We start from the raw sequence: 26,521 nt of genomic DNA, 5'->3' as shown, positions 1-26,521 counted from the left end.
CCGCCGACAAAAAAACCGGTCCATTTGGACCGGTTTTTTTATGCCCAACAGGCCTAATCGCGCACATCCGACTCATGAATCGGCTGGTCGCGGTGGGTGGCGCGCTGGTACTGCGCCGGCCAGATGGCTTTGCGCCCGCCCAGGTCGTCGTCGGCATGCAGCGGCCAGTAAGGGTCACGCAGCAGCTCCCGGGCCAGAAGGATGATATCCGCCTGGCAGGTACGCAGAATGTGTTCCGCCTGAGCCGGCTCGGTGATCAGGCCCACGGTGCCGGTGGCGATCCCCGCCTCCTTACGCACCCGCTCGGCAAAACGTGTCTGATACCCCGGCCCCGTCGGAATCTCGGCGTTGGCCGCCGTGCCGCCGGAGGACACATCGATCAGGTCCACCCCCAAATCTTTCAGGCGCAACGCCAGTTCCACGGTTTCATCCGGGTTCCAGCCGTCTTCCACCCAATCGGTGGCCGAAACCCGCACAAACAGCGGCAACTCCTCGGGCCAGACCTCACGCACCGCCGCGGTCACTTGCAGCACCAGGCGGATGCGATTTTCAAACGAACCGCCGTACTGGTCCTGGCGCTGGTTGCTGATGGGCGACAGGAACTGGTGCAACAGGTAACCGTGGGCGGCGTGCACCTCCACCACCTTGAAGCCGGCCACCAGGGCCCGTTTGGCCGCGTCGACAAAGGCCTGGATGATCTCGCCGATCTGCCCTTCATCCAACGGCGTAGGCGGGGTGTGCTGAGGGTCGAAGGCAATCCGTGAAGGTCCCACCGGCACCCAACCGCCGTCTTCGGGCTTGACGCTGCCGTGCTTGCCGATCCAGGGCCGATGGGTGCTGGCCTTGCGCCCGGCGTGGGCCAGCTGGATCCCCGCTACCGCGCCCTGGGCGCTGATAAAACGGGTGATGCGTTGCAAGGGTTCGATGTGCTCGTCGCTCCACAGGCCCAGGTCCTGGGCGGTTATGCGTCCGTCGGCGGTGACCGCCGTGGCTTCGGTGAAAATCAACCCGGCACCGCCCACCGCACGGCTGCCCAAGTGCACCAGGTGCCAGTCGTTGGCCAGGCCATCGACGCTGGAGTATTGGCACATGGGCGACACGGCAATGCGGTTGAGCAGGGTCAGTTGACGCAGGGTATAGGGTTCAAGCAACAGACTCATGGGGCACCTCTCGATCAATGGTCAGGCTCCAGGGTGCTGTTTGAAGGGTCGACAAGTGACAGCGAAGAGAACGCCCGCCCCCGCGGGTAGAAGAATGACAAAAGGTCACAAGGCCAATCAGACAGTGTTTAGAGACTAGTCGAAAGGTCAGCCTCCAGCGGCAAGTTTGCTCGCCTCTTGGACTGACGGAGTGATAACCGCCCTCAAATGACGCCGAGCGTCAGACGCGGCATGCCCACACAGAGCATGGGCACGAGAGTGACAGGTGGGGATGCCCGAGGGACGTCAGCGCGGTTCGATATGGGCAATCATCAGTTGCACGGTTTCCTGGCCACGGAATTCGTTGAGGTCGAGTTTGTAGGCCAGTTCCACCCAGCGAATGGTCGGGTTGGGCCAGACTTCGCGGTCGATGCCAAAGGCGATGCCGTCGAGTTTCAGGGACCCGCACTCGCTGCGCAGCACCACCTTCAAGTGGCGCTCGCCGACGATGCGCTGCTCCACCAACTGGAACACGCCGTGGAACATCGGTTCAGGGAAATGCTGGCCCCAGGGACCGGCGTGGCGCAGGGCGCGGGCCAGTTCCAGGTGGAACTCTTCCACCGCCAGGGTGCCGTCCGACAGCAGGCGCCCGGTGAGGTCTTCCTCTTGCAGTTGGCGCCGGACTTCGGCGTCAAAGGCCTCGGCGAATGCCGGGAAGTTCTCTTCGGGCAAGGACAGGCCGGCGGCCATGGCGTGGCCGCCAAACTTGCTGATCAAATCCGGGTGCTTGGCCGCTACTGCATCCAGGGCATCACGGATATGGAACCCCGGCACCGAACGCGCCGAGCCCTTGAGCATGCCGTCGCCGGCATCGGCAAATGCGATGGTCGGCCGGTGGTAACGCTCTTTCAGGCGCGAGGCGAGAATCCCGATCACCCCTTGGTGCCAGTCGGCGTCGAACAGGCACAGGCCGAACGGCATCGACTCCACGGGCAGGTCCTTGAGCTGGGCCAAGGCCTCGCGCTGCATGCCTTGCTCGATGGATTTACGGTCCTGGTTCAGTTCGTCCAGCTGGCCGGCCATTTGCCGCGCCGCCGCCACGTCGCTGGTCAGCAGGCATTCGATGCCCAGGCTCATGTCGTCCAGGCGGCCGGCCGCATTCAAACGCGGGCCGAGGATAAACCCCAGGTCAGTGGAGGTGATGCGCGAAGGGTCGCGCTTGGCCACTTCGAGAATCGCCTTCAGCCCCGGGCGCGCACGCCCGGCGCGAATCCGCTCCAGGCCCTGGTGCACCAGGATGCGGTTGTTGGCATCCAGGGGCACCACGTCGGCCACGCTGCCCAGGGCCACCAGGTCCAGCAGTTCACCGATGTTCGGCTGCGGCTGGCTGTCATAGCGACCCAGGCTGCGCAGGCGCGCACGCAAGGCCATGAGCACGTAGAAGATCACCCCGACCCCGGCCAACGCCTTGCTCGGGAATTCGCAGCCCGGCTGGTTGGGGTTGACGATGGCGTCCGCCGCCGGCAACGCATGGCCCGGCAAGTGGTGGTCGGTGACCAGCACTTTCAGGCCCGCGGCCTTGGCAGCCGCCACGCCTTCCACGCTGGAAATGCCGTTGTCCACGGTGACCAGCAACTGCGGCTCGCGTTGCAGGGCCACGGCGACAATTTCCGGGGTCAGGCCGTAGCCGTACTCGAAGCGGTTGGGCACCAGGTAATCCACATGGGCCGCCCCCAGCAAGCGCAAGCCCAACAGGCCCACGGTGCTGGCGGTGGCGCCGTCGGCGTCGAAGTCACCGACAATGAGGATGCGCTGGCGCTGATCCAGGGCGGTCACCAGCAGGTCCACAGCGGCATCGATGCCCTTGAGCTGCTGATAAGGGATCAACCGCGCCAGGCTCTTGTCCAGCTCCGCCTCGGACTGCACGCCACGGGCGGCATACAGACGGGTCAACAGCGGTGGCAGATCACCCAGAAACGGCAGGACGGCAGGCAACTCACGGGGTTCGATACGCATGGGGCTCGTGGGGCTTCTCTTCAGTAACGGGGAATCAATCGGGGCAATTGGCGGCGAGTATCAACCGCGCTCGCCCATCAGCCATTCCAGCTGGACTTCGTGCTGGCCACGGTCGTCGGTGACGAAGATCGTGCCTTCGCTGATCATCACGTCCCACTTGATGACGCGGGGCATGTCCTTGGCCAGGGTTTCCAGCACGTCCTGGGGCACGCCGGCGACGTTGACGTTTTTCAGGTTCTTCACCGTGTCCAGCACACGGGTCTGCCACACACGCAGGCTACCGTAGGCCAGCAGGCTGGTGCGTTCGGTGCGGCGCGAGCACCAGGTCAGGCGATCGGCATCCGGCTGGCCGACTTCGATCCAGTGCAGCACGCGATCGTCCAGGCTCTTTTCCCACAGGGCCGGCTCATCCACGTCCGACAGGCCGCGACCAAACGACAGCTGTTCGTTGTACCAAAAGGCATAGGCCAGCAAACGCACGGTCATGCGCTCTTCGGTTTCCGAAGGGTGACGGGCGATGGTTTGCTTGACGCTTTCGTAAACGCCACGGTCAAGGTCAGTCAGGTTCAGTTCAAATTTATACGTGGTGGACGGCTGGGCCATGTGTGGGCTTCTTGGTTGTGCGAAAAGGTCGCAAGTCTAACCCGAAACCCCGTGCCCTGCCCGACCGCTGACCGCCCGCTCGGCCCCTGGGCGACATCCGTTGAAACGCATTGCCTGGGTAAAGACGGTTGCCAGCCTGCGCCCACCGTTTTATAACCGCGCCGCACGCAGGCTGGCGCACACCGCGCGAGTCCCGCAGACCCACAGGAAAGGACCTCCATGGCCATCGTTGTCACCCTCATTGTCATTGCGCTGATTGCTATCGCGCTGATTCTGTACACCCGCCGCAAGCTCAACGCCCCTAGCCCGGTGTCGCTTCACGACCTCAATGCCCAGATCAATCAGGCGATGATGCTGAGCAAGGCCGAGCCGCTGCTGGCGCTGCAACTGGCACAGCGCATGACCGGCAATGCCCAGGAGCTGGCCTTGCAACTGGTGGCCGCCGAACTCTACCTCGCCGGGCACCAGGACCAGGCCCTGGAGATACGGGCCGGGCTGCCGCCCCATGCCCAGGAATACATCCTCAACACCCTGATCGAATCGCTGCTCGACAGTGACGACACCCAGGCCTGCCTGGAACTGCTGGACCGCTGCGGCGAGTCCCTGCCCACCTGGCCCCTGTTGCAAGTGCGAATCCTCCAGGCTCGCGGCGAACAGGACCAGGCCGTGGCGCTGCTGGGCGAACTGGGCGCCCCGCAACACCCGTCGGCCCAGGAGCGCCAGAGCATCGACAACCTGCTGATCCTGGCACGCCTGCAATATCAGGCCGGGCTGCAGGACGCCGCACTGGCCAGCGTCGAGCAGGCCTGGTCGACGTTCCAAGCCTCTGACGAGAGCCATCGCCTGAGCACACTGCGCAGGCTCTTCGATGCCTACGCGGACCAAGGGCAGTTCGAGCTGATCCTCACCCGGGCCGCGCAACTGCCGGTAGAAGAGCAAGAGCAGGCGGCCGCCGCCTTGTTCAGTGCCGGCCAGTTGGACTCGGCGTTCAGCCTGCTGGCGCAAATCGGCGATGCCCACTCCTACTTGACCTACGGCGAGCTGATGGATTCAGCCCTGGCCGAACACCAGGTCGATGCCGCGCTGCGCCTGCTGGACGTTGCCCCGGCGAGCGAGCAGAACAGCCTGCTGCTGAGGCTGCTGAAGCATCACGTGGAACAAGGCCGGACCGCAGAAGCCGAGGCCTTGTTGCTGGCCCGGGAAAGCGAAGCGTCGCAGCGCCCGGGGATGATGCTCTACCTCTGTGACGAGCACCACGCGGCGCAGCCGCAGTGGACCGAGGCCTTGCTGGCCAAGGCCCTGCAACAGATCGACGGCCTGCGCGATGACCACGAGTTCTGGAGCGGCTTGCGCTTGCAGGCCCTGCATACCCAGTTGCAGGGGCAAAGCCGCCTGCCGGCCCATCGCCGGGACAGCTGGCTGGTGCGTACCAGCCTTGAGGAAATGCACAGCCTGCGCCAGCAACAAGAGAGCGAAATGCAACTGCTGTACCTGTGCGAGCACGCCAAGCTGTTGCATAGCCTGGGCCAGACCGCCCAGGGCCGGACCTTGCTGGAACAGGCCCTGGACCTGCTGGAGAACGCCCCGGACGTCGATGAAGACGACAAGACCCTGTACCTGGAAAACATCGCCGAAAGCTACCTGCACCTCGACGAAGTGGAGCAGGCGCAAACCCTGCACGACCGGCTCAACGCCCAGAACGCCGGCAGCCATTCGCTGGAAGAGGGCCTGCTGCTGCACCACATCGAGCATCAGCGTTTCGCCCAGGCCATCAACGCTCTGAACCTGAGCACCTTGCTCAGTGAGAAAAAGCTCCTGTCACGCCTGCACCAGGCGCTGGAGGAACTGCACAAGCGCTCCCCCGAGCGGGCCACTGAACTGCAGGCGCAACTGATGGAACGCTTTACCAGCGGCCTGGCCTGGCGCTCGCGCTACGCCTCCCAGGCTTAACGGGGCACGTAGCGGTTCCAGAGCTCGTTGAACTCCTTGAGGTAGCTGGCCACCAGTTGCGGGTGGTCAATCACCAGCAGGTTTTCCTCGTTGCCGGTGGTGGCGCTGCGGGTCCAGTTGAAGCTGCCGTTCAGCAAGGTGCGGCCATCGAACACGGCGAACTTGTGGTGCATATGGAAGGGCGTGTCGTCGATCCGCACCGGCACGCCGGCCTCCCGTAGCGCCGCAATGTCGCTGCCGACATCGAACTGCTTTTCGCTGTCGCTGATCACCCGCACCGCCACCCCGCGCTTGTGGCAAGCGCGGATCTCGTCGCTCAGTTGATCGTCGGAAATGGTGAACACGCAGATGTCCACCGAAAGGCGGGCCTGACGGCACAGGTCGCGGATCTTGCGTCGACAATCCTCGCCGGGGCTGAAGTGAGCGCTGGCCATGTCCCGCACCGGAGCCGCACTGACGTCCAGGGTCTTGATCACCTGCTCCAGCCACTTCAGGGCCGGCAGCACATTGGCGCTGTCCGCCAGGCTCAGCTCGCGCACCAGGTCGAAGGAGCGATTACGCAAGTAACGCACCTGATCGGCACTCAGTTCGCTGCCCAGTTGGCGCAGTTCGTCTCGCTCGTCGTTGCTCAGCTTGAGGTCCAGCAGGCTGTCGCGCAGCTGCTGGTCCAGGTTGGCAAAATCCATGTCGTGATCCTTGGCTATGGGTCGGTAAACCGGCGCTTAAGGTTGGGGGTCCTTGAGGGTGGGAACATTGCCATGGCTGAGCATACGGCTCAGTTCGTCGAGACGAGTGGCGATGTCACTGACACGCTGGTGGCTGTGCAGGTCGACGTCGATCTTCTTGTGCATGACCTTGATCAGCGGCAGGAAGCTGTTCTCCAGGTGCTCGGAGAGGTTTTCCAGCACTTCGCGCATACCCTGTTGTTCCGGCGGACGGGCCAGGCCACGCACGCCTTCCACCAAATCATTGAGCTGGGCCACCACACGGCTGCCGACGTCGCTGTCGCTGCCACCCATGGACCGGTTGCGTTGGAAGTCGCGCTTGATCTGCGCCCAGCGTTCCAGCTGTTCCGGCGTCTGATTGCCGCGCAATTCGGCAAGCTTGAGCAGGTTTTCCTCGGCGCCAGTGGTCAATAGCTGGGACTCGCCCTGGTAGTGGTCGGCCAAGAGTTGCAGGAGCTCGGCATCGTTCATCACTGCCGAGATTTTCTCCGCCATTTTGTTCATGTTGCGGTAGCTGCCCTGAAGCTTGAACGGCGGCTCGGTGCGGTACTGGTCGGCCTGGGCGGCACTGGCGATGTACTGCTGGTTGACCTTGAGCACCACGTCACGCACCTGCATCAGGCGCTGCAGGGTGGTGGTGATTTCGTTGATCTCGGCACCGCTGTAGCTGTGGCTCAGCTCGTTGCTGGAGAACGGCTTGCCTTCGGCCTTGGCGACAAAGCGATAGACGTCGGCCATGTCGCGGGTGGCCAACGGCGCCAACACCGGGTTGGAGGTCAGGCCGTTCTCGATGTAACTCAGGGAGAAGGACTCCTGCATGCCGCCCAGGGTGTCACCGAGGTTATAGATATCGGCCCGGTTGGCCAGCATGTCGGGGATCTTGAACACGTCGCCGGACTCGGTGTACGGGTTGCCGGACATCACCACGCAGAACTTCTTGCCGCGCATGTCGTAGGTCTTGGTGCGCCCCTTCCACACGCCTTCGATACGCCGGGTGCCGTCGCACAGCGAAATGAATTTCTGCAGGAACTCGGGGTGGGTGTGCTGGATGTCGTCGACATAGAGCATCACGTTGTTGCCCATTTCCAGGGCCAGGTTGAGTTTCTCCAGTTCCTGGCGCGAGGTGGCGTCCGGCGCCTGGGCCGGGTCCAGGGAACGCACCTCGTGGCCCAGGGCCGGGCCGTTGATCTTCATGAAGATCAGGCCCAGACGATGCGCCACGTATTCCATCAGGGTGGTTTTGCCGTAGCCCGGCGGCGAAATCAGCATCAGCAGGCCCATCAGGTCGGTGCGCTTGTTTTCGCCCACGGTGCCCATCTGCTTGGCCAGGTTGTCGCCGATCACGCCCAGGTAGACGTCGTTGATCAGCTTGTTACGCACAAACGAGCTCAATGGCCGCGGCTTGAACTCACTGAGGCGCAAGGCCTCGCGCTCGCGGCCGATGATGCCCTGGCGCAGCGCCTGGTAGCGCTGCAGGCCCGGCAGGAACTGCTGGCGGTGAGCGCGCAGGCGGGCAAAGAAATCATCCACGGCCAAGGACAGGCGACGCTCCTGGATGCGCGGGTGCTCGCCCATCAGGTTGTCGACGGCGAAGCGCAGGTCCACCTCGGTGATGCGCTTGGCCAGGTCATCGCTCAACAGCGACAGGGCCACGGCTTCGGGCACATAGGCCGCCAGCTCGGCGAACTCGCCGGCCGTGCACAGGCCCTGCAGCCAGTTGGCCGCCAGCGCCCACTGCGCCGCCGGACGCTCGGCCAGCCGGCCCAGGGCCTGCTGGTAGTCGTCCCACATGCGCGCGCCCTGCAGGCGCAACTTGAGCCCTTCCTGCAACTGCTTGGCGTACTTGCTGAAGGTGAACTCGATGCGCTCGGCGGCCAGCTCCTGCACCAGGTACTCGGCAGCCTCGTTGATCGCCGCGGGAGCCAGCCCCAACGGCTGTTGCGTGAGGAACGCCTGCATGGTCGCGAGGATCTCTTCCTGCAACTGGCGCAGCCCTTCACGGCGACCAAACAGTTGCTGGATGTGCCGGCTGGTACGCGCCCGCTCGGGCCATTGCGCCGGGCCTTCAAGGCTGCGCTGCTGATCCCAGAACAGGCTGGCGAAGGCCCGTGGCGCCGGGCTGTAGCTCAACAGCCCGGCGCTCTCGCGCAGGGGCAGCAACTGCACCAGGATCGCCGCGGCGTCATGGTCGTGGATGCCCTTCTCGTAGCCTTCCTTGTAACGCGGCGCGGCGAAGTCGCGGATCACCCGGGCCAGTTCGTCCGGTTGCGCCAGCAGCGGCTTGAGGCCGTCCAGGCTCAGGCCTTCCTGCCCGGCATCGGCGGCCTCCAGCACTTGGCCAGCGAGGTACTCGGCGCGGTACAGGGTTGCCGACTCGGACTCCAGCGCCACTTGCCAGAAGTCCTTGAGGGCTTCCAGTTCCGGGTCGCGCAGGGGTTCGAGGAAATCGGTACCGGTGAGGTGCAGGTGCAGCTCGTCGCCCCGGGGCATCAGGGTCAGGTCCAGCTCCTGGGTGTTGACGCTGAAGCGATGGCGCGGGCCAAGCTTGATGACGTTGCCGCCCTCTTCGAACAGCTCGGTCTTGTCGCGCAGGGCACGCACAGCCTGGTCGCGGGCGCCCTTGAGACGCGCCTCGACGTCATCGGCCTTGACGCTGTCCTTGAGCTCGCGCAGGCGCTCGGCCAGCTCCCGCAACTTGAGGATCAGCGGGTCGGCGGCGAAGAAGGCATTGAGTTCTTCGGCCTGGGTGAACTTGGCAGTGCGTCGGGTCAGGCTGTCGAGAATCCGCCGCGCGGCGTCCAGCAAGCCCTGGGCCTTGCGCTGGCGCTCGTCGAGCAGGGATTGCTTGTGGGCCTCGAAGGTTTCCAGCAACTCCTCACGCTTGCTGAGGATGTCACCGAGGAACTGTTCGTGATCGCCGAAACGGCTTTCCAACTCTTCCAACTGCACCAGCAGGCGCGACAGTTGTTCGTCGCAGCGCTCCGGGTCCTGGGCCTGGCCCAGGGCGTTGGTGATGCCTTGGCTGAAGAGTTTGAACTGGGCACCGAACTGGGCCACGGTTTCCGTGGAACCCAGGCCTTTGCGCCGCTGCTCGGCACGGGCCTTGGCCTGGTTCAGGCGGGCGTAGATTTCCGAGATGGATTCGATAATCCGGGTGCGCTGGGTGGCGTCGTCGATCTGCAGCGACGCCATCAGGCTGGAGAGCATGTCCAGGTCGGCCGCCATGGCCTGCAAGGCCCCCAGCGGCTCGGCCAGTTGGGCCACGGTTTCGGCTTTTTGCGCTTCGCTGTCGAGGCTTTCCAGGCGCGTGACGAACGGCTGCAACGCTTGCTCGCTGGCGAGGAAGGTGGCGGTGCCGGCGGCGGTGGTTTCCTGGGCCTTGAGCAGTTCGGCTTCCATGGCGTCGATGCGCGCCACGTCGATGTAGCGGTACTCACGGATGGTCAGCAACAGGCCGCGCTGGGCGGTGATGTTGTTGAGGGCATCGACAAAATTCTGCACCTGGTCCCAGCTGTCCACCAACAGGCCGGCGAGCAGGGCTTTCTGCTTCTCCTCGGCGCTGTGCATGGCCTGGCCGGACTGGCGGCGAATGCTTTCGACCTTCTCGTATTCATCGAGCACCAGCTCGGAGGTGGCGGCGATTTCCCGCAGCAGCGGCGCCAGCCCTTCGAGCTCGGAGCTGCCCAGCCAGTGATAGACGTCGAACAGGCGCCGGGTGTTCTGGCACAGCAGGGAGTAGCGCTGCACCGACACCGCGGAGGTGCCGATCTCGCGGCACAGGTCATAAAGGTCAGAGACGCTGCGCACCAGCTCGGCATTGCCGATACGCCCGAGGAAGCCGCTGCGGGCCGGTTGCCGGGCAGCGAACTCGTCGGTGAAGAACGGCGTCTGCCAGACCTGCATCGGGTGGACCCGAGTCGGCTCGTCGCCTTCGGCGGCAAAGATCACCATGCGCCCGTCTTCCAGACGCGCGTAACCATGGCCAAACACCGGGTTCTGCAACTGGCGGTTGATCATGTTGTAGGTCAGCAGCACCGAGCGACCCTGCTCGGGGTGGTAGAAGATGTACTGCACGTCTTCGCCATTGGGCGAGCGCACTGAGCGCTTGAAGCGCATGCCTTCCATGGACTGCTCGAAGGTCTTGTACTCGCCGCTCTGCAGGTAGTAGCCACCGGGGAAAATAATCCCGTGGTCTTCGGGCAGTTGCACGCAGGCCAGGCCGATGGCGTCGATGCGCTCCACCTGCCGGGTCAGGCTGTTGAACACCAGGTAGCGCCACTGCTCTTCGCGGTACGGCAGGACCTTGAGCAGGATCAGGCTGCCCAGGCGGGCGAATTCGATCTGCCCGTCGTCCAGGGACTGGGTCTTGTCCACCACCTCTTCGCGGTAGATGCCCAGGCCGTCCTCGGTGTTGTTCTCGACCTTGATGGTCAGGTCGCCGCCGAGGGTTTCGACGAACACCGTGTCGAGGATGTTCATATGCGGGAAGCGACCTTCCACCGCCATCTCGCGGGTGGCCTTCTTCCACTCGAAATCAAAAGGCGCCGGCAAGGCGATGTCGCGCTCGCCGCGGTTGTCGATGTAGCGCACGTCGCGCCCATCCAGGGAGATGGTCCAGCGGAACACTCGAATATCGGTGATGCGCTCGCCAATCTGAAAACTCGCCAGCAGCTTGCCGTCACGGATGGCCAACTGCAGCAGGCGAGTGTTCTTGTAATAGGTGTACAGCTCGTTGAAATCGTTGAGGAAGCCCTGGGCATTGAGGAATGTGCCTTCCAGGGGCACCGATTCCGCCTCGTAGCCTTCGCCCTCCTCCACCAGCCGGTAGAGGGAGAACACGTCGGCCACATGGGTTTCTTTCTTCAGGCCGATAAACACGTTGTAGCCGAACAACAGGCAGTCGCCGACCTGGACGATGTCCCGGGCGATGCAATTGTTCTCAGTGCGGATCCGTACCCGCCCGAGCACGTCCATGTGGCTGCTGCCGAACTCTTCGAGTCGCTGCTGGTTGAGGCCTTCGGCGGTTTGCCGCAGGCGCTGGCCCTGTTCCAGCAGGCGCTTGTGCAGCACCTCATAGGCGCCGCCTTCGGCGACCGCCTTGTCCAATACATCCTGTGGTGGAGTTGCGACTTGAGCGTCCGACATCGTGGCCTTCCTGGATCTACGGCGGGGTACAAAAAACGGCGGTCAGCCTCCCACCCTGCGCGCCACGACCTTGAAGGGCCTTGTGCGCAGAATGGGCGGCTACCGATCAGCGTGGGGTTCAGGCCCCGGCGGCAGGTGTTTCGACTTCAACGTTGCGCTCGGTGGCAGCGGCCGCTACCGCAGCAGCGACTGCCGGTGCAGCCTTGCCGTTGAGCAGGCGGGCCAGCACGTCCTGGACCACCGGGCTCTTGCCCACCACGCCTTCGATGGCCTTGCCCACCGACAGCGACTTGGCGAACGAGTTGAAGAAGTCGCCTTCGCCACCGACGATCTCGATCTTCGCCTTGCTGAGGGCTGCAGACAGCACCTCGGCCTGGTCCTTGGCGATTTCCTTGTTGGCGGCGATGGCAGCCATGGCCTCCTCGAAGTTCTTCTCCAACTGCATGCGGAACTCTTCGTGGGCACGGGCGCTGTCGCTGAGGGCGTCGAGGGCACCGAACTTCTTGCCCAGGCCTTCGGCTTCGGCGTTCAAGCGTTGCAGCAAGACGTCGGCTTCGGCCGAACCCAGGTCCTTGGTGGCCTTGGCCTTGGCCGCGCCCAGTTGTTCTTCGCCACGGGCCTGAGCGCCGAGTTTTTCTTCCATGACCTTGGCTTCGGCCAGGCCGTCTTTTTCCTTGGCAGCGGCCTGGGCTTCCATCACCCGGGCATCAGCCAAACCTTTTTCCTGCTCGCCACGGGCTTCGGCAATCAACTGCTCGCCACGCACGCGCGCCTGGGCCAGACCTTCTTTTTCCTGGGCGGCGGCGGTGACTTCCAGCACCCGCGCATCGGCCAGGCCAGGCGCAGCGCGCTCGGCTTCCAGGCCTTCGGCCAGGCGTTTCTTGGCTTCGGACTGTTTGGCAGCCGCTTCCAGTTCGGCCTGGGCCAGGTTGTTGATTTCCACGGCGCGGTGCTTGGAACGGGTTTCGTCGGCTTCGGCTTGCTTGACCTGGCGCACCAGGTCCTGCTCGGCTTCGGCCTGGGCCTGGATCACCACCACTTGCTTGGCGCGCTCGGCTTCGGAAATTTCACGCACTTCCTTGATGCGCTCTTCTTCCTGGGCCACGGTCTTCTCGACCGCCACGCGCTCACGGATCACCGTGGCAATGTTCTTGCGCTGTTCTTCCAGGGCTTTCTCTTTCTCAATGCGTTGCAGCTCGACTTCACGCTCGCGGGCAACCACTTCCAGGTCACGGGCACGGGTGACTTTTTCCACCTCGATGACCACGGCGCGCTGGCGGTTCTGCTGGGCCACTTCGACTTCGCGCTGATGGTTCTCGGTGCGCACGTCGATTTCCTGCTGGGAATTGATGCGCGCTTGCTCGGCCTTGAGGCGTTCCTCTTCCTTGACCTTGGAGGTCTCGGCTTCCTCACGGGCGCGGATGGTTTCGATCTCGCGCTTCTGCCGGGCTTCGGCGTCGGCCTGCTGGCGCTCAAGGGACAGCGAAGCTTCACGGGTCTCGACGTTTTTCTTCTGGATCGCCAGTTCCTGGTTGCGCTCCAGTTCGTTGGTGATGACGTTCTGCGCCGCCGTCAGCTCGGTGATCTTGCGGATACCTTCGGCGTCGAGAATGTTGCTCGGATCCAGGGAGTGCTTGGCGGTCTGTTCCAGGTAGTCGATGGCCACGTCTTCCAGCACATAACCGTTCAGGTCGTTGCCGATGATCTCGATGATGCGGTCACGGAAATCCTGGCGGTTTTCGAACAGCTGGACGAAGTCGAACTGCTTGCCCACGGTCTTCAGCGCTTCGGAGAACTTGGCGTTGAACAACTCGTTGACGGCCGCGCGGTCGGAGGCACGGTCGACGCCGATGGCCTTGGCCACCTTGAGCACGTCTTCCTGGGTTTCATTGACCCGCAGGTAGAAGGCCACGGTGATGTCGGCACGCATGTTGTCGCGGCAGATCAAACCGTCCTTGGCGCGGCGGTCGACTTCCAGGGTGATCAAGGAGATACGCATGAACTCCTTGAGGTGGATGACCGGGTACACCAGGGCGCCGGTGAAGTGCACCTTGGGCGTCGAGGACATGTCGTTGACGATCAGCGCCGTGCCTTGCGGGACCTTGATGTAGAAGGCCTTGAACAGGGCCAGCAGGCCGACCACCACCAGGACCACGAGGCCGATCCCGAACAGGATGGGCAGCAACGAGGGTAAGTTCATTCCAATCAATCTCCTTTGATCTGAGGGAGTCGGGGTCAGATGCCCCGGAACTCTTCCTCGGTAATGACCCGATAGGCGTGTTGCGCCTCCAGATACTCCAGTAACACGACGCGATCGCCGCGTTTGAATGCATGTTTCTCATCGGCCCGCACGCGCAGGATCAACCCCGCGCCGCCGTTTTCCAGGACCGCCTCGCCGTGTTCCAGGGTCACCCGGCCACTGCGCACCACGGCGGTCTGCCCCAGCACCGAAGTGCTGGTGGTGGCTTCCAATTTACGAAACAGGGGCCGCAGGGGGCTGCAGATAAATGCGCTGATGGGCGCCGCGAGGAACAGTGCCACGCCCGCCACCAGCACGCCCAGGGGGTAACGCAGCCACCCCAGGGGCAACTGGCTGAGGACGAAGAGTTCGGTGAAATAGCTGATGAACCAGCTGAAGAAGAACAGCAGGGTCAGGACCACCGTGACAGGCAGCCCGTTGAGCTTGAACTTGATCAGCAAACCCGCCAGGCCGTCGGCATGGCCGGAGCCTTCGAGCACCGAGTCGACCTCGATGTCCAGCAGGTCCACCTCGACCATGCCCAGGGCCACGACGATCCAATAGATGAACGCCAGGCTCAGCAGGAAGCTGAACAGCACGGTGGGAAACGACAGTACCGTCTGCAGAAAGATTTCCATTGCTTTCCTAATCCATGAAAAAAGCCGGCAGTGGCCGAACGGCCACGCCTTGTCACACGTCCGTTCAGGCCTTGCCCTGGGCCCTCAAGCGCTCCAGCACACTGTTGGCACTGGTGTCGTCGGCGACGATGCCCGCCGCCCGCAGCTTGGCATCCAAGGCATCATCGACAGTGCCTTGGGCGGCAAGTTCAGCCGCTGCTTCCATTTGCGCCGCGCGCTCGGCCTGTTTGAGCTTGATACGCTCCAAGGACTCCACCGCCGTGTGCAACTTGCTCTGGGAACCGCCGTAGCGCTGGGCCACGGCCAACTGGGCCTTCTGCACACTTTCCGTGGCCTTGACCGTATCCACTTGTTGTTTCAAATGCTTGATGTTGCTTTCGGTTTGGCTCACCGCCTTGCGCAGTTGCCCGACATTGAGCGCCAGGGCTTCAGCCTGCTCGCGTTCGCTTGCCAGTTCACGCTCCAGATTGGCGATCTTTTCCGCCACTTCCAGGGCCAGGCTTTCATTGCCGGCGTCCAGAGCCTTGAGGGCATAGCTCTCGTATTCCACGACTTTGGCGGCGCTGCCCTGGGCGCGCTCAGCGGCCAGCTTCTGCCGGGCCATGATTTCCGCCAAGGCCGCCTTGGACACACGCAACTGCTGATCGGCGTCGCGGATTTCCTGATCGAGGATGCGCAGCGCCTGGCTGTCCGCCAGGGCTTCGCCGGCTTCGTTGACACCGCCGCGCAGGGCGCTGAGCAACTTGCTCCAAACGTTCATGGGCATTCCTCCAAGTCAGGCCCGGGCCTGCAGATAACCTTCGTAGGCCTCGGTGGCGCGAATTACGTTGCCGGCCAAGGTCTCGATTTCAAACAGCACGTTGGACAGGATCGAAGTCGCGCTGAGGGCGCCGAACATGATGTAGCAGCGCTCGCCGCCTGGCAGCGTATCCAGGCCAATGCTCGACAGCGGGAACAGTTGGCGGCTCAGCAACACCTCTTCGTTGAAGGCACTGGCGTCGCTCACCTCGCTTTGGGGCCAGAGCAATGCCTCCACCAGAATCTGCTCGCCTTGCACGGCGACGAACAACGGCAGGTCACCGTATTCGCGCATGGTCACGTGCAAGCTGGGCTCGGCGCCTTCGAGCAATTCGATGCTGGCTTCGCCGCTACTGAACAAGTCAGTGGCAGCCAAAGCCTGGCAGAGCGTCGGGGCGTTCCAGACCTGAGGCATGCTGATCTCTCCATCCTGATCCAAAGAGGCCAAACCGTTGGCGGGCTGGCGCAAATGTCTTTCCACTGCCAGCAACGCCTGGGCATGCTCGGGCAGTATCCAGATTTCCTTTTTCACCAGGCCCTGATCACGCAGGCGCTGGCGAAATAATCGCTGGTAATGGGCTGAGGACTTGGTGTGCATGGGCAGAGACTAAAACATCACATGTAATTTTTTCAACACATCACATGTGATTAATGCGAAGGGATTCACACGCAGACAGCCGAACACCCCGGAACAGGTCCGGAAGCCGCAGATAAGGGGATGGTGAACATGACACGCGAACCTCTCCCTGGTTTTTTGACGGCGTACATTCCATGACAGGCGGCAATTAAACCCGCTGCCGATGGGAATGAGAAGCCGAAAAACCTCAAAACCGCCGGGACACCGAGGAAAAGCCCTCGGCCGACGGCTGCCTAAACCACCCTCAATGGTCTAGGCTAGGCGGATTTTCCTGCCTCGCGGACGCCCCATGAACAGCCTCAGCAAGCCCCTCGCCGGATTGAAAGTCATCGAACTCGGCACCCTGATCGCCGGCCCCTTCGCTTCGCGCATCTGCGCCGAGTTCGGAGCCCAAGTGATCAAGGTCGAATCCCCCGATGGCGGCGATCCGCTGCGCAAGTGGCGCAAGCTGTATGAAGGCACCTCCCTGTGGTGGTTCGTCCAGGCCCGCAACAAGCAGTCCCTGACCCTCAACCTCAAGCACCCTGAAGGCCTGGCGATCCTCAAGCAACTGCTGGGGGACGCTGACATCCTGATCGAGAACTTCCGCCCAGGCGTCCTAGAGAAACTCGGCCTGAGCTGGGAAACCCTGCACGCCCTTAACCCCAAACTGGTGATGGTACGCCTGTCCGGGTTCGGCCAGACCGGCCCAATGAAAGACCAGCCGGGCTTCGGTGCCGTGGGTGAATCCATGGGCGGCTTGCGCTACATCACCGGCTTCGAGGACCGCCCGCCCGTGCGCACCGGGATCTCCATCGGCGACTCGATTGCCGCGCTGTGGGGCGTGATCGGCGCGCTGATGGCCCTGCGTCATCGCGAAGTCAACGGCGGCCAGGGCCAGGTGGTGGATGTGGCGCTGTACGAGGCGATTTTCGCCATGATGGAAAGCATGGTGCCGGAGTTCGACGTGTTCGGTTTTATCCGCGAACGCAGCGGCAATATCATGCCCGGCATCACCCCCTCCTCCATCCACACCAGCGCCGACGGTCGTCACGTACAGATCGGCGCCAACGGCGATGCCATCTTCAAGCGCTTCATGCTGATCATCGGCCGCGAAGACCTGGCCAACGACCCGGCGCTGGCCAGCAACGATGGCCGCGACACGCGCCGTGACGAGTTGTATGGGGTGATCGATCGCTGGGTCAGTTCGCTGCCGCTGGAGCAGGTCTTGCATCAGTTGAACCTGGCCGAAGTGCCCGCCAGCCAGATCTTCAGTGCCGAGGATATGTTCAAGGACCCACAGTTCCTGGCCCGGGAAATGTTCCTCCAGGCCAAGCTGCCCGATGGTAAAGATTTCAAGATGCCGGGGATTGTGCCGAAATTATCAGAGACACCTGGTTCCTGTGACTGGGTGGGCCCGGAACTCGGCGAACACAACACCCAGGTACTGAATGCACTGGGGTACGACGCGCAACAGATCAGCCGCCTGCGTGAAGACGGGGCGATCTAGGCCTGCACCCACGACCCGATGATTGTTTTTCCATAGAGGATCCCCCCTGATGGACTCACCCGGCAGACGGCCAAAGATAAGCGTGACACGCCTATTGCCCATGCTGCTGGCGCTGAGCGGGTTTCCACAGCTCAGCCAGGCCAAAGACACCTTGATCTGGCTGCTGCGAGATTTGCCGCCGACCACGATTTTCGAAGGACCGCAACGAGGCCAGGGCGTCATCGACCAGACTCTGCCAGCGCTGATCGCCAGCCTGCCGGAGTACGAGCACAACGTGATCCATGTCAACCGCGCCCGCGGCACACAGATGCTCAAGGACCAGCCCTTTGCCTGTGACCCGTCGCTGATTTTGACGCCGGCGCGGGCCCAGTGGCTGCTGTTTTCCAAGACCAGTTTCCGCGCCTTCAGCAACGGCCTGGCCGTGCTGCGCCGCGACCATGCGAGCCTGCAACCCTTTGTCAAAGACGGGCGCGTCGACCTCAGCGCACTGCTCGCCAGTGGCGCCCACAGCGTCGGCGTGGTTGCCGAGCGCAGCTACGGGGAACCGATCGACAGCCTCTTGCAACGGGCCCCAGCCGACGCCCTGACCAGCCATTACGGCAACAGCGCCATTGGCAATCTGCTGCAGATGCAGCGCCTGGGACGCCTGAAGACGCTGCTGGGCTATCAGACCGAAATCCGCTTCCAGGCCCAGCAACAAGGGCTCAACCCCGACGAACTGGAGTTCTACCCGATCCAGGGCATGCAGAAGTATCAATCGGTGCACGTGGGGTGTTCGAAGACCGCCCAGGGCCAGCACGCCATCGAGCGCATCAACCAGACCTTGCTGGAGCTGCGGGAAAAGACCCTGGTGGAGCTCTATGCCATCTGGCTGGACCCGACCACGCGCGAAGAATACCGCCAGGACGCCGCGGCTTTTTTTCGCGACACCCGGGAATAAACCCAAACGCCAGGCAAAAAGAAACCCCGAGAAGTGGGGAGACGACTCGGGGTTAAACGTGATCTTCAAAGAGATCCGTATCAACAAGCGACAAGCACCGGAGCACAATGCTCGCTCTTGCTGATACGGGGTCTGACTGGTTAAACAGCGGGAAGGTTCCGTAAAAATTGATCAGCTACCGCGATGGAAGCTTTTCTCCAGGGCAGCATTGCGCAAAGCGGCCACCACACAAGGCTCAAGGCGGCCTTCGGCGATCAGCACATCACGGTGCAGCCCATCGACCACATCGGTCAGCAAACGCTTATCGGTGAGCTGGGCCTGATTGACCTCCCGCTCGACAACAATCGCGCCCAGCGCGTTCTTCAGGGTGACCAGGCATTCGCCGTGTGCACCCGACGGGGTCAGAGTCACTTGATACGGGCTCAAAGCTTCACCCAACAACAGGCTGATACTTTCCATCTCGATCACCACTCAATAGTCCGAAAACAAGTGCCTAAGGGCGTGTCCACAATAAATGACCACCGGCCCGAGAGGAAAGTTCGTCGTGTGCAAAAGCCATCAGGGCTTGCAGTCTGTCGAGCATGCACGGCAAAGATGACAGGGATAAAACAACGGCAGGCCGCTGACCACCGGCCAGTTATCGCGCCCATAAAAAAACCCGTCGCCAGACGGGTTTTTCAAACCAGCGCCGTTCAATCAATCAGAGCGGCTTGCCCCGATTGCCGTGCTGGCTGACAAAGCTCTGAACGGCCTTCAGGTCATTGGCCAGAACGGTGCAACGCTCATCGCGCTCGAACAGGTCGGCCAGGTGCGCCGGCAACTCCAGGGCTTTGCCGATACCGGCCTTCTCCACAGCCTCCGGGAACTTGACCGGGTGCGCGGTGCCCAGGATCACCATCGGGATGTCCAGGCTGCGACGGCACTCGCGGGCCGCTTTCACGCCGATAGCGGTGTGCGGGTCCAGCAGCTCGCCGCTTTGGGCAAAGACTTCAGCGATGGTTTCGCAGGTTTGCGCATCGTCCACCGCCAGGGAGTCGAACAGCTTGCGCGCTTCGCTCCAACGGTCCTGGTCGACACTGAAACCGCCACCCTGCTTGAAGGTTTCCATCAGGCCCGCCAAGGCCGCACCGTTGCGACCGTGAAGGTCAAACAACAGGCGCTCGAAGTTCGACGACACCATGATGTCCATGGACGGCGACAAGGTGGCGTGCAGGGTTTCCTTGACGTACTGATTGCCGCTCATGAAACGGTGCAGGATGTCGTTGCGGTTGGTGGCGACGATCAACTGGTTGATCGGCAGCCCCATATTGCGCGCCAGGTAGCCGGCGAAGATGTCGCCGAAGTTGCCGGTCGGCACGGAGAACGCCACGGAACGAGCCGGGCCGCCCAACTGCAGGGCTGCGTGGAAGTAGTAGACGATCTGGGCCATGATCCGCGCCCAGTTGATCGAGTTCACTGCTACCAGGCGCGTGCCCTTGAGGAAGCTCTGGTCGGCGAAGCTGTTCTTGACCATTTCCTGGCAGTCATCGAAGTTGCCCTCGATGGCGATGTTGTGGATGTTGTCGCCGAACAGCGTGGTCATCTGCCGACGCTGCACTTCGGACACACGGTTGTGCGGGTGCAGGATGAAGATGTCGACGTTTTCGCAGTGCTTGCAACCTTCAATGGCCGCCGAACCGGTATCGCCGGAGGTAGCACCCAGGATCACCACACGCTCGCCACGCTTGGCCAGCACATAGTCCAGCAGACGACCCAGCAGTTGCAGGGCAAAGTCCTTGAACGCCAGGGTCGGGCCGTGGAACAGCTCCAACACCCACTCGTTGCCGTTCAACTGGCGCAGTGGCGCCACGGCACCATGGGCGAAGACGCCGTAGGTTTCTTCCAGGATCTTTTTGAAGTCCGCATCCGGGATGCTGCCGGTGACGAACGGGCGCATGACCCGGAACGCCAACTCGTGATAGGGCAGACCGGCCCAAGAAGCGATTTCTTCCTGGGTGAAGCGCGGCAGGTTTTCCGGCACATAGAGGCCGCCATCGCTGGCCAGGCCGGCCAGCAGGACATCTTCAAAATTCAGGGCCGGTGCCTGGCCGCGAGTACTGATATAGCGCATGGGGGCAAACCTTTGGTTTGAGCGACAAGCTCCAAGTTTCAAGCCACAAGTCAAAGCCGATCAGCTTCCAACTTGCCGCTTACGGCTTGCAGCTTGCCGCTGCTTCATTAATTCAAATGTTCGACGCGGATACGGACCACTGGGCCGACAACGCCCTGCAGGGCTTCCAGCGCGGTGATCGCATCGTTGATGTGCTGTTCCTGAACCCGATGGGTCAGCAGGATCATCGGCACCAGGCCGTCCTGCTCTTCCACTTCTTTCTGCATGATCGATTCGATATTGATGCCGCGCTCCGAGAGGATGCTCGCCACCTGGGCCAACACGCCCGGGTGATCCTTGGCTTGAATCCGCAGGTAGTAGGCGCTCTCGCAGGCTTCGATCGGCAGGATCGGGTGATCCGACAACGAGTCCGGCTGGAAGGCCAGGTGCGGCACGCGGTTTTCCGGGTCGCTGGTCATGGCGCGAACCACGTCCACCAGGTCAGCCACCACCGAGGAAGCCGTCGGCTCCATACCGGCACCGGCGCCGTAGAACAGGGTCGAACCGGCGGCGTCACCGTTGACCATCACGGCGTTCATCACCCCGTTGACGTTGGCGATCAGGCGATCGGCCGGAATCAGGGTCGGGTGCACCCGCAGCTCGATACCGGCGTCGGTGCGACGCGCCACGCCCAGGTGCTTGATGCGATAACCCAGGGCTTCGGCGTAGTTCACATCAGCCGTGGTCAGGCGAGTGATGCCTTCGGTGTAGGCCTTGTCGAATTGCAGCGGAATACCAAAGGCGATGGACGCCAGGATGGTCAGCTTGTGGGCCGCGTCGATGCCCTCGACGTCGAAGGTCGGATCGGCTTCGGCGTAACCCAGGGCTTGCGCCTCGGCCAGCACGTCTTCGAAAGTACGGCCCTTCTCACGCATCTCAGTAAGGATGAAGTTGCCCGTCCCGTTGATGATGCCCGCCACCCAGTTGATGCGGTTGGCCGACAAGCCTTCACGGATGGCCTTGATCACCGGAATACCGCCGGCCACCGCAGCTTCGAAAGCCACGATCACGCCCTTCTCCCGGGCCTTGGCAAAAATTTCGTTGCCGTGGACAGCGATCAGCGCCTTGTTTGCGGTGACCACGTGCTTGCCGTTGTCGATGGCCTTGAGCACCAGCTCACGGGCCACGGTGTAGCCACCCACCAGTTCGATGACGATATCGATCTCGGGGTTGGTGGCGACGGCGAAGACATCGTTGGTAATCGCAATACCGGTCGTCTGGAACTGAGGCTTTGGCGTACGCGTAGCAATTTGTGCTACCTGGATTCCACGCCCGGCACGGCGGGCAATCTCCTCGGCGTTACGCTGAAGTACGTTTAAGGTACCGCCACCGACAGTACCCAGCCCACAGATGCCTACTTTGACCGGATTCACTCTGAACTCCCCATAAAACGCCGACTCAAGGTCGGCCGTGGAAACAACCGCGATCAACGCGGTTCTCTATTAATGACCCGCCAATCGCAACCGGCGCGCCATGATCGTCAAAGGCTTAGCGTGACGATGCAGGATTATTTCGCACCCAGCGCCAGTTTGGCCACTTGCGGTGCAGGCTGGTAGCCCGGAATGACTTGGCCATCGGCCAAAACGATGGCCGGCGTACCGTTCACGCCAATGGACTGGCCCAGGGCGAATTGCTTGGAAACCGGGTTGGCGCACTTGGCGGCCTTGATTTCCTTGCCATCGACCATCTTGTCCATCGCGGCTTTCTTGTCCGCCGAGCACCAGACCGCTTGCAGTTGTTCGTCACCCGGCGAACCCAGGCCCTGGCGCGGGAACGCCACATAACGCACTTCGACGCCCATTTTGTTCAGCTCGGGCACTTCGGCGTGCAGTTTGTGGCAGTACGGGCAGGTGGTGTCGGTAAAGACGGTGATATGGGTCTTGGTCTCGCCAATGGCCGGATAGACCACCGTTTCTGCGACCGGAATGTTGTTGATCAACTTGGAGACGCCCAGGCGCTCGGTTTTTTCAGTCAGGTTGACCGGTTTGCCGTCCTTGAGCTGGAACAGATACCCCTGCATCACGAACTGGCCGTCAGCGCTGGCATAGAGCACGCGACTGCCCTTGAGCTTGACTTCATACAGGCCCGGCAGCGGGCTGGCGCTGATGCTTTCCACGGGCACTTCGAGCTGCAGGCTTTCGAGGCTCTTGCGAATGGTTTTCTCGGCGGCGTCATCGGCACAGGCGAAGGTACTGACCAACGCGATGGCGGCGGCAGCAAAAATCTGGGTCAAGCGCATGGAAACTCCTGAAGACGGGCAAAGGGGGCGACTCAAACGCCCTTTTTGCAAACCGGCAAAGCCTATCACATCTGGTTGCGAGGGCCGACTCCGGCTGACGCAAGTGCTTTTACAGAGGTCGATTATCGATCAACCACGAGGGTGATGCTTGGCGTGCAGCTCTTGCAGGCGCGCCCGAGCCACGTGGGTGTAGATCTGCGTGGTCGACAGGTCGCTGTGCCCCAGCAGCATTTGCACCACCCGCAGGTCGGCACCGTGGTTGAGCAAGTGCGTGGCGAAAGCATGGCGCAAGGTGTGGGGCGACAACGATTTGCCGATCCCGGCCACCTTGGCCTGGTGCTTGATACGGTGCCAGAAGGTCTGGCGCGTCATCTGCTCGCCGCGCAGGCTGGGGAACAGCACATCACTGGGGCGCCCGCCGAGCAACTCGGCGCGTGCATCGCGCATGTAGCGCTCGACCCAGACGATGGCCTCTTCCCCCATGGGCACCAGGCGCTCCTTACTGCCCTTGCCCATGACTCGCAACACGCCCTGGCGCAGATTGACCTGTTCCAGGGTCAGGCTGATCAACTCGGTCACCCGCAATCCGCAGGCGTAGAGCACTTCGAGCATGGCCCGGTCACGCTGGCCGATGGCCTCGCTCAGATCCGGCGCGGCCAGCAGGGCTTCGACATCGGCTTCAGACAGGGACTTGGGCAGAGGGCGACCCAACTGGGGCATGTCGACCCGCAGGGTTGGGTCCACGGCGATCAGCTTTTCACGCAGCAGGTAGCGGTAGAAGCCCCGCACGCCCGACAGAAAACGCGCCGTAGAACGGGGCTTGTAGGCCTTTTCTACGCGCCAGGCCAGGTGATCGAGGATCAGTTCGCGCCCTGCATTCTCCAGGGCCAGCCCCTGCTCCAGCAGCCAGCCGTTGAACAGTGCCAGGTCACTGCGATAGGCATCACGGGTGTTGTCCGAGAGGCCTTTTTCCAACCACAGGGCATCGAGAAATCGGTCTATCAGGGGGTGATCGACAGCGGCCATAAACACTCGAAAGGCGCGCCCTTGGGCCACGCGAAAAAAACAAATGAACTGCATGCAGGGTCGCTAGTCTTTCATAGCCGGCCATTTCAAGAAACAGGGAGCGTCAATGAACGAACAACAGATTCTGTTGGCCTTCGGCGGCATCGGCGTCGCCGCGCTGGGCTGTCAGTGGCTGGCCTGGCGCCTGAAGCTGCCGGCGATTCTTTTTCTGCTGCTCAGCGGCATCCTGGCCGGGCCCGTGCTGGGCTGGCTCGACCCTCAGGAAATGTTCGGCCCCTTGCTGATGCCGCTGGTTTCCCTGGCGGTGGCGCTGATTCTGTTTGAGGGCAGCCTGACCCTGCACCTGTCGCAATGGCGTGAAATCGGCAGCGTGGTCCGCCGCCTGGTGACCCTCGGCGCGCTGTCCACCTGGGCCGTGATCACCCTGGCCACCCACTGGTTGCTGGGTTTCGACTGGATGCTGGCCTTGCTGTTCGGGACCCTGACCCTGGTCACCGGACCGACGGTGATTGTGCCGATGCTGCGGGTGGTGCGCCCCAAGGCGTCGATCGCCAATATCCTGCGCTGGGAAGGCATCGTCATCGACCCCATCGGCGCCTTGCTGGCGGTGGTGGTCTACAGCTTCATCATTGCCAGCGCCACTGGCGACGGGCTGAGCCACAGCCTGCTGACCTTCGGTGGAGTGATTCTTTGCGGCAGCCTGTTCGGCATCGCCGGCGGCTGGGTGCTCGGCACCATCATCCGACGCCAATGGCTGCCGGAGTACCTGCACAACCTGGCGAGCCTGGCCGGTGTGCTGGGGATTTTCATCGCGTCCAACCAGGTGATGCACGAGTCCGGGCTGCTGGCGGTCACCCTGATGGGCATGTGGATGGCCAATATGAAGGGCGTGGACGTGCGACACATCCTGCACTTCAAAGAAAACCTCAGCGTACTGCTGATTTCCGGGCTGTTTATCCTGCTGGCGGCGCGCCTGGATCTTAACGCCCTGATTGCCCTGGGGCCGCTGGTGCTGATTCTGCTGCTGGTGATCCAACTGATCGCCCGCCCACTGAATGTGCTGCTGTCCACGGCGGGGTCGAGCCTTAACTGGCGGGAGCGGGCCTTGCTGGCCTGGATTGCTCCACGGGGGATCGTCGCCGCCGCGGTGTCCGCGATCTTCGCCATCCGCCTGGACGAAGCCGGCCATGAGGGGGCGTTGCTACTGGTGCCACTGACCTTCGCCGTGATCATCGGCACGGTGGTCCTGCAAAGCGCCACCGCACGCCCGCTGGCGCGCCTGTTGAAAGTCGCCGAACCAGCCCCCAGCGGCTTCCTGATCGTTGGTGCCAACGGCCCGGCGCGCATCATGGGCAAAGCCTTGCAACAACTGGGCTGCCGCGTGCTGCTGACCGACTCCAGCTGGGAAAACATCCGCGCCGCCCGCATGGAAGGCTTGCCAACGTACTTTGGCAACCCGGCTTCCCAGCACGCCGACGCCCACCTCGACCTAGTGGGGCTGGGCCACCTGCTGGCGCTGTCACCCTCCGGCGAACTGAACACCCTGGCGGCGATGCGCTTTCGCCATGAATTCGGCCACCAACGCCTATTCACCCTGGCCAACAGCCAGGAGAGCCGCCGCACCGACAAACACCGCGCCAGTCATGAACATCGGGGGCAACTGCTGGGCAACGAAGCCCTGACCTACACCAAACTGGCGAGCCTGCTGGGCCAGGGCGCCGAGCTGTACAGCACGCACCTGACCGAGGCTTTTGGCTGGGACGACTACCAAGCCCTGCATGGCGAACGAGCCACCTTGCTGTTCGCCCGGGACGGCAATGGATGGGTCCACGTGATCACACCCGACAGCAGTCTCAAGCCAACTTCGGGCTGGACCTTACTGGCCCTGATCCAACCTGAAACCCCGCGAGCGCCTACATGAAGCCTGGGAGCACCGGCACGGGGCGCTTGTCGTCATCGATAGCGACAAAACTGAACAGGCCATGGATGGCTTTCTCACGCCCGTCACAACTCATGCTTTCAACAAACACCTCCACCTCGACCTTGAGGCTGGTATTGCCCACCTTCACCACCGTCCCGACCAACTCGACAATCGAGCCGGCCGCAATCGGGTGATTGAAATCGATACGGTCGGTCGACACCGTCACCAGCGGCAGCCGACAGAAGCGTGTCGCGGCGATGAACGACACTTCGTCCATCCAGGCCAGGGCGGTGCCGCCGAACAGGGTGTTGTGGTGATTGGTGGTGGACGGGAATACTGCCTTGGTCACGCGGGTCACCGAGAGCTCGGTGCGGCGCTGGATTTCTTGCTCGCGAGGGGACATGGATCGACTGCCTGAAACACTAAAAAGGGATAAATGACGGGCAACAAAAAAGCAGCCCGTAGGCTGCTTTTTTCTGCATCGGAAGCTGGACTTAAACCAGTTTTTCCTTGATGCGAGCTGCTTTACCCGACAGGTCACGCAGGTAGTACAGCTTGGCTTTACGCACGTCACCGCGACGCTTGACCGACATGCTGTCGATTTGCGGGCTGTAGGTCTGGAAAGTACGCTCTACGCCAACACCGTTGGAGATTTTACGTACGGTGAACGCGCTGTTCACACCGCGGTTGCGCTTGGCGATTACTACGCCTTCGAACGCCTGCAGACGCGAACGATCACCTTCCTTCACTTTCACCTGAACGATGATGGTATCGCCCGGGGCAAAGGTAGGGATTTCTTTGGTCATCTGCTCTGCTTCGAGTGCAAGGATGATTTTGTTGGTCATGCTGTGCTCCTAAGGTAAATCG

Annotated in this window: 20 protein-coding genes; 4 read left to right on the top strand and 16 right to left on the bottom strand. The window is 62.5% G+C overall.

Annotated elements, in window-relative coordinates; translation table 11 throughout:
- Nucleotides 1-53: 53 nt before the first annotated feature.
- From M1B34_RS02990 to M1B34_RS02980, 3 genes are all read right to left on the bottom strand, one after another.
- A complete protein-coding gene (locus M1B34_RS02990; RefSeq protein ID WP_123336818.1) occupies nt 54-1,160 on the bottom strand; it encodes an NADH:flavin oxidoreductase/NADH oxidase in 1,107 nt (368 codons plus the stop codon).
- 285 nt (nt 1,161-1,445) lie between these two features.
- Complete coding sequence (gene recJ / locus M1B34_RS02985; protein WP_268264411.1) at nt 1,446-3,155, bottom strand: single-stranded-DNA-specific exonuclease RecJ; 1,710 nt, start codon at nt 3,153-3,155, stop codon at nt 1,446-1,448.
- Nucleotides 3,156-3,215: 60 nt separating this feature from the next.
- Entirely contained in the window at nt 3,216-3,758 is a 543-nt protein-coding gene (locus M1B34_RS02980) for a YaeQ family protein (protein WP_123336821.1), read from the bottom strand.
- A 219-nt stretch (nt 3,759-3,977) separates the two neighbouring features.
- On the opposite strand from M1B34_RS02980, the gene M1B34_RS02975 reads away from it, so the two are divergent.
- Entirely contained in the window at nt 3,978-5,708 is a 1,731-nt protein-coding gene (locus M1B34_RS02975; RefSeq protein WP_268264410.1) for a tetratricopeptide repeat protein, read from the top strand.
- Here the strand turns inward: M1B34_RS02975 and M1B34_RS02970 are convergent.
- The 6 genes from M1B34_RS02970 to bacA all read right to left on the bottom strand — a co-directional run bounded on the left by M1B34_RS02970 (nt 5,705) and on the right by bacA (nt 15,851).
- Nucleotides 5,705-6,394: a phospholipase D-like domain-containing protein gene (locus M1B34_RS02970; RefSeq protein ID WP_268264409.1), complete on the bottom strand. Its 690-nt coding sequence runs from the start codon at nt 6,392-6,394 to the stop codon at nt 5,705-5,707. The two genes, M1B34_RS02975 and M1B34_RS02970, sit on opposite strands and share 4 nt — an antisense overlap.
- Nucleotides 6,395-6,430: 36 nt before the next feature.
- Entirely contained in the window at nt 6,431-11,578 is a 5,148-nt protein-coding gene (locus M1B34_RS02965) for a DNA repair ATPase (RefSeq protein WP_268264408.1), read from the bottom strand.
- 118 nt (nt 11,579-11,696) lie between these two features.
- Complete coding sequence (locus M1B34_RS02960; RefSeq protein ID WP_268261430.1) at nt 11,697-13,778, bottom strand: flotillin family protein; 2,082 nt, start codon at nt 13,776-13,778, stop codon at nt 11,697-11,699.
- Between the two features lie 35 nt (nt 13,779-13,813).
- A complete protein-coding gene (locus M1B34_RS02955; protein WP_123336831.1) occupies nt 13,814-14,455 on the bottom strand; it encodes a hypothetical protein in 642 nt (213 codons plus the stop codon).
- A 64-nt stretch (nt 14,456-14,519) separates the two neighbouring features.
- Nucleotides 14,520-15,215 carry a PspA/IM30 family protein gene (locus M1B34_RS02950; RefSeq protein ID WP_268261431.1) on the bottom strand — a complete coding sequence of 232 codons (696 nt, stop codon included), beginning with the start codon at nt 15,213-15,215 and terminating at the stop codon, nt 14,520-14,522.
- A 15-nt stretch (nt 15,216-15,230) separates the two neighbouring features.
- Nucleotides 15,231-15,851 (bottom strand): biofilm formation regulator BacA, encoded by a 621-nt coding sequence (gene bacA / locus M1B34_RS02945; protein ID WP_123336835.1) that lies wholly within the window; start codon nt 15,849-15,851, stop codon nt 15,231-15,233.
- Between the two features lie 328 nt (nt 15,852-16,179).
- On the opposite strand from bacA, the gene M1B34_RS02940 reads away from it, so the two are divergent.
- Together M1B34_RS02940 and M1B34_RS02935 are read left to right on the top strand one after the other, a co-directional pair.
- Entirely contained in the window at nt 16,180-17,379 is a 1,200-nt protein-coding gene (locus M1B34_RS02940) for a CaiB/BaiF CoA transferase family protein (RefSeq protein WP_268264407.1), read from the top strand.
- Nucleotides 17,380-17,479: 100 nt separating this feature from the next.
- Nucleotides 17,480-18,319: a TIGR02285 family protein gene (locus M1B34_RS02935; protein ID WP_268264429.1), complete on the top strand. Its 840-nt coding sequence runs from the start codon at nt 17,480-17,482 to the stop codon at nt 18,317-18,319.
- A 171-nt stretch (nt 18,320-18,490) separates the two neighbouring features.
- Here the strand turns inward: M1B34_RS02935 and M1B34_RS02930 are convergent, their stop codons facing one another.
- The 5 genes from M1B34_RS02930 to xerD all read right to left on the bottom strand — a co-directional run bounded on the left by M1B34_RS02930 (nt 18,491) and on the right by xerD (nt 23,733).
- Nucleotides 18,491-18,778 carry a DUF3509 domain-containing protein gene (locus M1B34_RS02930; protein ID WP_123336841.1) on the bottom strand — a complete coding sequence of 96 codons (288 nt, stop codon included), beginning with the start codon at nt 18,776-18,778 and terminating at the stop codon, nt 18,491-18,493.
- 241 nt (nt 18,779-19,019) lie between these two features.
- The gene (gene thrC / locus M1B34_RS02925; RefSeq protein ID WP_268264406.1) at nt 19,020-20,429 is read right to left on the bottom strand and encodes a threonine synthase; all 1,410 of its coding nucleotides are present in this window, start codon (nt 20,427-20,429) and stop codon (nt 19,020-19,022) included.
- 107 nt (nt 20,430-20,536) lie between these two features.
- Entirely contained in the window at nt 20,537-21,841 is a 1,305-nt protein-coding gene (locus tag M1B34_RS02920; protein WP_123336845.1) for a homoserine dehydrogenase, read from the bottom strand.
- 134 nt (nt 21,842-21,975) lie between these two features.
- Nucleotides 21,976-22,707, bottom strand: a complete 732-nt coding sequence (locus M1B34_RS02915; RefSeq protein ID WP_123336847.1) for a thioredoxin fold domain-containing protein — start codon at nt 22,705-22,707, stop codon at nt 21,976-21,978.
- 129 nt (nt 22,708-22,836) lie between these two features.
- Nucleotides 22,837-23,733: a site-specific tyrosine recombinase XerD gene (gene xerD, locus M1B34_RS02910; protein ID WP_123337510.1), complete on the bottom strand. Its 897-nt coding sequence runs from the start codon at nt 23,731-23,733 to the stop codon at nt 22,837-22,839.
- Nucleotides 23,734-23,839: 106 nt separating this feature from the next.
- Here xerD and M1B34_RS02905 point away from each other — a divergent pair, with 106 nt between their 5' ends.
- Nucleotides 23,840-25,654 (top strand): cation:proton antiporter, encoded by a 1,815-nt coding sequence (locus tag M1B34_RS02905; RefSeq protein ID WP_268264405.1) that lies wholly within the window; start codon nt 23,840-23,842, stop codon nt 25,652-25,654.
- Here M1B34_RS02905 and M1B34_RS02900 read toward each other — a convergent pair.
- Together M1B34_RS02900 and rplS are read right to left on the bottom strand one after the other, a co-directional pair.
- A complete protein-coding gene (locus tag M1B34_RS02900; protein ID WP_123336851.1) occupies nt 25,647-26,057 on the bottom strand; it encodes an acyl-CoA thioesterase in 411 nt (136 codons plus the stop codon). The two genes, M1B34_RS02905 and M1B34_RS02900, sit on opposite strands and share 8 nt — an antisense overlap.
- 91 nt (nt 26,058-26,148) lie before the next feature.
- Nucleotides 26,149-26,499, bottom strand: coding sequence for a 50S ribosomal protein L19 (gene rplS / locus M1B34_RS02895; protein ID WP_123336853.1), 351 nt, complete (start codon nt 26,497-26,499; stop codon nt 26,149-26,151).
- Between the last annotated feature and the right edge of the window lie 22 nt (nt 26,500-26,521).

This window comes from Pseudomonas morbosilactucae, from assembly GCF_023241715.1.
GTDB classification, from domain to species: Bacteria; Pseudomonadota; Gammaproteobacteria; order Pseudomonadales; family Pseudomonadaceae; genus Aquipseudomonas; species Aquipseudomonas morbosilactucae.
The sequence above is the reverse complement of the archived record's forward strand: the minus strand, read 5'-3'. Positions and strand labels throughout refer to the sequence as shown.